At 68.7% G+C, this 7,637-nt stretch carries 8 protein-coding genes and 1 pseudogene; 4 read left to right on the top strand and 5 right to left on the bottom strand.

The features are described 5' to 3' along the window. Positions 1–351, top strand: a pseudogene (locus tag A5706_RS08250) (hypothetical protein); the annotation flags it as partial. 89 nt (positions 352–440) lie between these two features. After that, on the top strand, positions 441–668 hold the full coding sequence (locus A5706_RS08245) for a hypothetical protein (protein ID WP_068128978.1): 228 nt from the start codon (positions 441–443) through the stop codon (positions 666–668). Here the strand turns inward: A5706_RS08245 and A5706_RS08240 are convergent. Next, positions 665–1,543, bottom strand: coding sequence for a haloalkane dehalogenase (locus A5706_RS08240; protein ID WP_068128976.1), 879 nt, complete (start codon positions 1,541–1,543; stop codon positions 665–667). The genes A5706_RS08245 and A5706_RS08240 overlap by 4 nt on opposite strands. A gap of 52 nt (positions 1,544–1,595) precedes the next feature. On the opposite strand from A5706_RS08240, the gene A5706_RS08235 reads away from it, so the two are divergent. Next, positions 1,596–2,615 (top strand): Rv2578c family radical SAM protein, encoded by a 1,020-nt coding sequence (locus tag A5706_RS08235; RefSeq protein WP_068128975.1) that lies wholly within the window; start codon positions 1,596–1,598, stop codon positions 2,613–2,615. A 1-nt stretch (position 2,616) separates the two neighbouring features. On the opposite strand, the gene A5706_RS08230 is transcribed toward A5706_RS08235, so the two are convergent. Then, positions 2,617–4,182: a metallophosphoesterase family protein gene (locus tag A5706_RS08230; protein WP_068128973.1), complete on the bottom strand. Its 1,566-nt coding sequence runs from the start codon at positions 4,180–4,182 to the stop codon at positions 2,617–2,619. A gap of 48 nt (positions 4,183–4,230) precedes the next feature. Here A5706_RS08230 and A5706_RS08225 point away from each other — a divergent pair, with 48 nt between their 5' ends. Continuing rightward, complete coding sequence (locus tag A5706_RS08225) at positions 4,231–4,650, top strand: hypothetical protein (protein ID WP_068128971.1); 420 nt, start codon at positions 4,231–4,233, stop codon at positions 4,648–4,650. 14 nt (positions 4,651–4,664) lie between these two features. Here the strand turns inward: A5706_RS08225 and A5706_RS08220 are convergent, their stop codons facing one another. The 3 genes from A5706_RS08220 to A5706_RS08210 all read right to left on the bottom strand — a co-directional run. Beyond that, positions 4,665–6,278: an MFS transporter gene (locus A5706_RS08220; protein ID WP_068128969.1), complete on the bottom strand. Its 1,614-nt coding sequence runs from the start codon at positions 6,276–6,278 to the stop codon at positions 4,665–4,667. 6 nt (positions 6,279–6,284) lie between these two features. Beyond that, on the bottom strand, positions 6,285–7,163 hold the full coding sequence (locus A5706_RS08215; RefSeq protein WP_068128967.1) for a neutral zinc metallopeptidase: 879 nt from the start codon (positions 7,161–7,163) through the stop codon (positions 6,285–6,287). 9 nt (positions 7,164–7,172) lie between these two features. After that, on the bottom strand, positions 7,173–7,637 hold a 465-nt coding region (locus A5706_RS08210), incomplete at its 5' end, for an SRPBCC family protein (protein ID WP_068128965.1).

Below are 7,637 nucleotides of genomic sequence, written 5' to 3'. Positions count from 1 at the left end.
ACCTTCTTCGGCTGGACCGAACAGCAGCTGCCTGACGGGACGCTGATCTTGACGTCTCCGGCCGGGCACACCTATGTGACCACCCCGGGCAGCGCGCTGCTGTTCCCGAGTTTGTGTCGCGGGGTCGGCGGTGTCTTCCCGGCCGCCGAGGCCGACCCGCCGGTCGACTATTGCGCCGAGCGGGCCGCGATGATGCCCAAACGCCGCCGCACCCGCGCCCAAGACCGCGCCTCCCGGGTGGCCACCGAACGCCGCCACAACCGCGACGCCCGGATGGCCCGAAAAGCCCAAATCCCCGACTACTTCGCCCTGCCCCCACCCACCGACGACGAAGAACCGCCTCCTTTCTAGCTGCGTGGCCGCCGATCAGGTTTTTGACTACGCCCCGTCGCAGAATGCCGTAGCCTGGCGGTCCGGTGGATCAGGTGAGGAGGGCCTGAATGGTCTCGCTGCTCGTCGCGGGCGTCGGGCTTCTCCTCCTCGGCTTTGCGCCGGCCCGCCACACCGGCCTGATCTTCGTGCTGACGCTCCTGATCACTTTCGCGCTGACCGCGTTCGACATGAGCACCCACCAACCCACCAGCACCGACCTCGCCGGCTTCACGCTGGCGCTCATGCTGGGTGGCGCCGCCGTGTTCATCCGACACGAGCGAGGCATGAAGGACTAGTTGGACCGTAGCCGCCTGACGAACTCCGCCACCGCCACACCGATCTCGTCCGGGCTGTCCTCTTGGATGAAATGCACTCCCGGGACCGTGACCTCGCTGAGGCTGGCCCACGTTCGGACGTAATCGCGGATGCGGCCGTTGAGGATGGCGCCGGGCTCGGCGTTGACGAACAGCTTTGGCACGCCGCCATTTTCGACACCTTTTTCGAGCCAGCTCCGGTATTCGTCGACGACGGCGACGACGTCGGCCGGCTCGCCGTCGATGGGTATGTTGCGTGGCCACGACAGAGTGGGTCGCCGGTCCTCGCCGGCGTTGACGAACGGGCGCCGGTAGGCGTTCATCTCCTCGTCGGAGAGTTTCCGAATGATGGCGCCGGGCAGCACGCCTTCGACAAAGACGTTCTGCTCCAACACCATCCGCTCACCCTCCGGCGACCGGAACCCCTGGAACACCCCCCGCACGCTCGGATGAAAATCCGCCCATGTCATCGGGGTGACGATGGCCTCCATGAAGGCGATGCCCTGCACGCGGTCGCGGTGCCGGTAGGCCCAGTCGAAACCCAGCGCCGAGCCCCAGTCGTGCAGCACCAGCACCACGCGGTCGCCAAGCTCGAGCGCGTCCCACAGCCCGAACAAGAAGTCGCGCTGCTCGGCATAGTTGTAGCGGTCCGGACCCGACGGGCTCAGCTTCTCCGACGCGCCCATCCCGATCAGGTCACAAGCCACCAGCCGGCCCAGCCCCTCCAGGTGCGGCATTACGTTGCGCCACAGGTACGACGACGTCGGGTTGCCGTGCTGAAAGACGATCGCGTCGCCCTCGCCCTCGTCGATGTAGGCCATTCGCTTGCCGGCGATCTCCCGGTATCGCAGCTCCATGGGGACATCCTGTCACTTGACAACCGATCGAACAAAAGTTCGAATAGAGGGCATGCGCTGGTCCACCCAGGCCGTCGCGGTCAACGGGAACCCCGTCGACGACGGGGCCCTCCCGGGCTTAAGCAGGCTCGGTCTCGTCCGCAGCGTCCGCGCCCCGCAGTTCGAGGGCATCACGTTCCACGAGGTACTGTGCAAGTCGGCGCTGAACAAGGTGCCCGACGCGTCGGCGCTGCCGTTCCGCTATACGGTCAACGGCTACCGCGGCTGCGCGCACGCCTGCCGCTACTGCTTCGCGCGTCCCACCCACGAATACCTCGACTTCGACTGTGGCGCCGACTTCGACACCCAGGTGGTGGTCAAGACCAACGTCGCCGAGGTCTTGAACCGCGAGCTGCGCCGGCCGTCGTGGCGGCGCGAGACGGTCGCGCTGGGCACCAACACCGATCCCTACCAGCGCGCCGAGGGGCGCTACGCGCTGATGCCGGGCATCATCGGCGCGCTCGTCGGATCCGGCACGCCGCTGTCGATCCTCACCAAGGGCACCCTGCTCAGGCGCGACCTGCCCCTGATAAGCGATGCGGCACAACAGGTTCCGTTGTCGGTGTCCGTGTCGCTGGCCGTCGCCGATCCCGAGCTGCACCGCGACGTCGAGCCGGGAACGCCGACGCCGCAGGCGCGCCTGGGCCTCATCACCGCCATCCGCGACGCCGGCCTGGGCTGCCACGTCATGGTCGCGCCGGTGCTGCCGCACCTGACGGATTCCACCGAGCACCTCGACGGGCTGCTCGGCCAGATCGCCGCGGCCGGCGCCACCGGCGTCACGGTTTTCGGCCTGCACCTGCGCGGTTCGACGCGCGGCTGGTTCATGTCCTGGCTGGCCCGCTCGCACCCGGAACTGGTCGGCCGCTACCGCGAGCTCTACCGCCGCGGCGCCTATCTGCCGCCGAGCTACCGCGACATGCTGCGCGAACGGGCCGCGCCGCTGATCGCCAAGTACCGCCTCGGCGGAGATCCCCGCCCGGTCCCGCCGACCGCCGCCACGCCCGCGCTACCGCAGCCGACGCTGTTTTGAGCTAGGCGGGCCTGTCGCCGCGGGGCTTGGTGAGCGTGAACTGGTCCACCACGGAAACCGCGCCGAACGGCCCGCTCACCGAATAGTGCGTCGCCTTGATCGAGGTGTTGCCCCCGGGCTGACCGGGGTCGACGTCGAAACACGCGAAGCCGTAAGGATTGTCGCGATCGCGAAACGCCGACCACGGCGCGTCTTCCAACACGTAGATCGGCGCCTTGCGGCCGATCTCGGGGTCGAAAGCCCCGACGCCGGTCACCACGCGGCACCGAGGCTGGGGGAAGAACATCCCGTTGGACGGCGCGGACGTGCCCCCGCCGCCGATGACCAGGTGCACCGTGCCCCGGGTCGGGTCGATGATGTCGCCGCCGGTGTCGACGGGTATCGGTGTGCGGGTGTCGGTGCCCAGCGCACCGCGCAAGGGATGCGATCGCTCGTAGTGGTGCTCGTGCCCGCACACCACCAGATCGACCCGATACTGGTCGAACAGCGGCAGCCATTCCTCGCGGATGCCGAGGTCGGCGCCGTTGGTCCGGTCGGCGGTCGAGATCGCCGTCTGATGCATGCACACGACGACCCAGTCCACGTCGGGGTCGCGCCGCGCCGCGGCGAGTTCGCTTGCCAGCCAGCGCTTTTGCTCCCCACCGGAATAGCCGTGCACGTAGAAGTTGCCGCCGTCCTGGAAGGCCACGTCGTCGTTGTTGAGGCTGATCACCCGCACCGACCCCGCGGTGAACGAGTACCACAGGCCGCGGGCTTCGGGGCTGGAACCCGAGTCGGGCAACGCGAAGTAGGTCTGGTAGGCGGCGTAGCCGATTGGGCCGTTGCCCAGTTCGTTCTCGTGGTTACCCGCGGCCGGCATCCACGGCCGGAACCGCGCCGAGCGGGTGTTGTTCTCAAACCAGTTCGACCATGTCCGGATGCGGTCCTGCGCCAGGTTCGCGTAGCACAGGTCGCCGTTGACGAGGTTGAACAGCGGACCGAGGCGCTCGACGGCCAGCGTGGTGTCCGCGGCCGCGGGCGAGCCGATGTTGTCGGTAGCGTACTTGCCGTCGGGCAGCCGGGCCAGCGTCGGGGTGGACTGGTCCCCGAAGCTGGTGAAGCGCAGTGGTTTTCGCCCCGACGGGGCGGTGCGCGCCGTGCCGCCGCCCGGCTCGGCGCCGTCGTGCACCGCGGCGTACACGTAGTCGGTGTCGGGGATCAGGCCCGTCAGGCGCGCGTGGTTGACGCGAACCTCGTTGCCGGACTTGGCGTCTCGGTAGGTCCGGGTTTCCGCGGCCACGGTGCGCCCGAACCCGGCGGTCGGGGTGCCCAGCATGACGCGGGGATTGCGGACGGCCTCGGTGGTGTGCCATGACACGACCACCTCGGTGGCCGCGTTCGCGCCGAATTGCAGATGCAGGCCGGTCACCGGTGGTGCGCCGCGGCGGTCCGGCTGAAACCAGACGGCCGGACCGCGCGCCTGCGACCACAGCAGCACCGCCCCGCCCCCGATGCCGGCCCCGAGGGCGGCCGAGACCGCGCTCGTGGTCAACAGCCTGCGGCGACTGATCCCCGGAACGTCGGTCATGCCTGCTTCATACCTGACGCAAGTAACAAATCCGGTAGCGTTTTCGATATGAGGAACGTGCGAAAAGTGATCAGCGCGGCCGCTCTCGCAGCGGCCGCAGGACTGGCTTTCACGCCGGCGATCTCACACGCGGACGGCCACCAGGTGACTTACACCGTGACGAGCCCCAACAACCTGACCGCAACGGTCAGCTACGTGAGTTCCGATCCGCCCAGCCAGGCGGCCTACAACGCGGACCCGTCGAAGTTCACGACGAGTGTTCAGGCGCCGCTGAGCGGGGGAGCGCCGGTCACCTACACCGCCACGCTGGCGAACCCGAACCAGTTTGCGACCATCACCGCCAGCGGCATGCTGCACTGGCCGGATTCGGGCAACGGCCCCGCCCAGTTCCACTGCGAGATCGCCGTGGACGGTCAGGTCGTCGCGCACGCGGACGCCACCACCACCGTCACCTGCCGACCCGGCTAGCCGACCGGCGCCGCTCACTTGTGCACGCGCACGGCCAGGAAGTACTCGTGTCGTTTCGAGTCCTCGACGGTGTAGCTCGCCGCCTTGGCCGCTCCATCGTGGTCTGACTCCAGCCAGCGCTCGGTGTGTTGGCGCTCGAACTCGGTCCAGGACGGCACGGTAAACCTCTCGAGGACGAGGTCGGGCTCCTCCAGGCTTCGATAGAGCCGCCAGCTGTGGCCACCCGTCCGCAGGCGTGACCGCCTGACCGCGGCCATCGCCTCGACGAATTCCTGGAGGTTCTCCGTCGGCACCCGATACCGCACGGTCACCAGCACGGGCCCGTCGTTGGGGCGCGGTTCGAGCATGAGCATGGGCGCCGCCCAGCAGTTGGAGATGTTGCGGCTCAGCTTCCCGGTGGACGGCAGCAACCCGAGGACGGTGACGCTGAGGGCGGCGACGGCCAGCAGCGCCGCCGACCAGGTCAGCGCGACGTTGAGCCCGTCCCGCGTGGCAATCACGCCCCAGAGGTAGGAGCCGATCGCCTGGCAGCCGGTGAAGACCAGCAGGTACATCGCCAGCCCGCGGGCCCGGACCCATCGCGGCAGGTGCAGCTGGGCCGCCGCGTTCAACGTCGTCAGGGTGAGCAGCCAGGCCGTCCCCGACAACACCAAGAAGGGTGCCGCCGCGACGAACGACAACCGGGCCACCGCGAGCGTCGCGATGCCGTACGCGGCGGCGCATGCCGCCAACAACGCGTTGGGCGGTACCTTTTCGCGTAACGGGCCCGGGACCAGCAGGGCGAGCGCCGCGCCACAACCGATGGCCCCCAACGTAAGACCGTAACCGCTGGCTCCCAGGTGCCAGCCGCGGGCGGCGGCCACCGGCAGCAGGGCCAGCAGGGCCGACGCGGGAAACACGAAAAGCGCTGTGCGCAACAAGATCCTGCGGAAAATCGGGCTGTTGACGACGTAGAGCCATCCGGTCACCATGGCCTGGCCGAACTGTTCTCGCTCGAGCGGCGCGAGTTGCTTGGGCCGTTGCCACCCCGCCAAGACGAAGATGATCCCGGTGAACGACACGGCGTTGATGGTGAACACCGCTGCCGGACCGGCCAGTGCGACCACGACACCGCCGATCGCCGGCCCGATCACCCGGCCGACGCTCGCCGAGACGCTCGACAAACTCGCGGCGGACGGGATCTGCTCGCGCGGAACGACTTCGGGCTGGATCGCCTGCCAGGCCGGCGCGGTCAGCGCGGACGCGAGGCCGATCGCCACCGTGAACAGCAACAGCGCGGCCGGGGTGAGCTTACCGAGGTAGGTCAGCACCGCCAGGGCAAGCGCCACCACCACCGCATAAGACTGCAGGACGACGAGCAGGCGCCGCCGGTCGAACAGGTCGGCCAGCACCCCGGCGAATATCCCCAGCAGCAGCGTCGGCCCGAGGCTGGCGGTCTGGACCAGCGCCACGATGGTGGCGCTGGTGTGGGCCTCAATCAGGAACCATTGTGCCGCCACGCTTTGCATCCACGTGCCGATGTTGGAGACGAACTGCGCGACGAACAGGTTGCGGAAGATGCGATTGCGCAACGGTCCGAACGGCGACGACTGCCCATCGTCGATCCGCTCCCCATCCAAGACCGCCATCAGCGCCTAGCCCAGATTTGTCGCGGCGAACGTGTTGCACTGGTTGGGGTCACCGGTCTGGTAGCCGATGGTGAACCACTTCTGCCGTTCCGCCGACGACCCGTGCGTCCACGACTCGGGGTTGACGCGTCCGGTCGCCTGCTTTTGGATGCGGTCGTCGCCCACCGACGCCGCCGCCGACAGCGCGTCCTGAATATCCTTGTCGCTCAACGGCTCCAGGTACGGCACGCCGGTGCTCTCCTGCTTGACCGTCGACGCGTAGTGGGCCCAGATGCCGGCGTAGCAGTCGGCCTGCAGCTCGGTGCGCACCCCGTTACCCCCGGCGCCCTGCGCGCCCTGCTGGGAGCGGCCCAGCACACCCTGCAGCTGCTGCACGTGGTGGCCGTATTCGTGTGCCACGACGTATTCCTGCGCGAACGGCCCACCGCTGGAACCGAATTTGTCGACCAGTTCCTGGAAGAAGTCGGTGTCGAAGTACGCCGTCTGGTCCACCGGGCAGTAGAACGGCCCGACGGCGGTGGTGGCCGGGCCGCAGCCGGTGTCCACCGACCCGGTGAACAGGCGCACGTGCGGGCGGGTGTAGTTGCGCATCAGCTGATGCCACACCGCGTCCACGGAGTTGCCGGTGGCGACCACGCGGCACTGCACGTACTTGTTGGCGTCGGCGCCGGTCTTGCACTGGCTCAGGTCGAAACCGGGCGCCGAATAGCCGCCGGTGTTGGTTTGCTGCTGGGGCATGATGCGGCCCGGGTCGATCCCGAGCAACAGCGCCCCGATCAGGATCAGCAGGCCGAGGCCGCCGCCGCCGATGGCCATCCCCATTCCGCCCCCGCCGGACGACGACGCGGTGCTGGTGTCGATCTGCATGCCCTCGTTGAAGGTCATCGCACGCTCCTAAGGTTGCCGGGTGACGGGGAACCGGGCGTCGGTGTAGCGGCGCAGGTTGCGCAGGAACCGGCGGAGCCCCAGGTTGAGCAGCGGTCCGACCAGCGGCATCGCCAGCCGCGACGGGCCGGCCGGTTTTTGCGCCATGGTCCACGTCAGCCGGCAGCCACCGGGGATGACCTCGACCCGGTAGTCCTCGGCGAACGCCGCGACGGCCTTCGACGAGCATTCGTTGAACCGGAATGCCATGTGCGTGAAGGGTTCCCAGGCCAGGAACTCCTCGTTGCCGACGATCCCGCCGCGCATCTCGACGACGCGGGTGGTGCCGACGCCGCGTGGCTCGGGAGTGGTCCACGTCACCTTGGTGATCACCGGCGCCCAGCGCGGCCACGAGTCGGCGTCGCCGAGCACCTCGAACAGCTGCTCGGGTGTGACGGCGAGGTCGACGCTGTTGCGGAAGCGAAACGGCGCGGA

Origin of the sequence: Mycobacterium sp. E796 (genome assembly GCF_001672815.1) — a bacterium.
GTDB lineage: Bacteria > Actinomycetota > Actinomycetes > Mycobacteriales > Mycobacteriaceae > Mycobacterium.
This window is presented reverse-complemented; position numbering and strand designations above follow the sequence as displayed.

What these genes read in the sequence shown, in the direction of transcription:
- A5706_RS08245 (WP_068128978.1), top strand. Translation starts at nt 441, where the DNA reads ATGGTCTCGCTGCTCGTCGCGGGCGTCGGGCTTCTCCTCCTCGGCTTT.
- A5706_RS08240 (WP_068128976.1), bottom strand. Translation starts at nt 1,543, where the DNA reads ATGGAGCTGCGATACCGGGAGATCGCCGGCAAGCGAATGGCCTACATC.
- A5706_RS08225 (WP_068128971.1), top strand. Translation starts at nt 4,231, where the DNA reads ATGAGGAACGTGCGAAAAGTGATCAGCGCGGCCGCTCTCGCAGCGGCC.
- A5706_RS08220 (WP_068128969.1), bottom strand. Translation starts at nt 6,278, where the DNA reads ATGGCGGTCTTGGATGGGGAGCGGATCGACGATGGGCAGTCGTCGCCG.
- A5706_RS08235 (WP_068128975.1), top strand. Translation starts at nt 1,596, where the DNA reads ATGCGCTGGTCCACCCAGGCCGTCGCGGTCAACGGGAACCCCGTCGAC.
- A5706_RS08230 (WP_068128973.1), bottom strand. Translation starts at nt 4,182, where the DNA reads ATGACCGACGTTCCGGGGATCAGTCGCCGCAGGCTGTTGACCACGAGC.
- A5706_RS08215 (WP_068128967.1), bottom strand. Translation starts at nt 7,163, where the DNA reads ATGACCTTCAACGAGGGCATGCAGATCGACACCAGCACCGCGTCGTCG.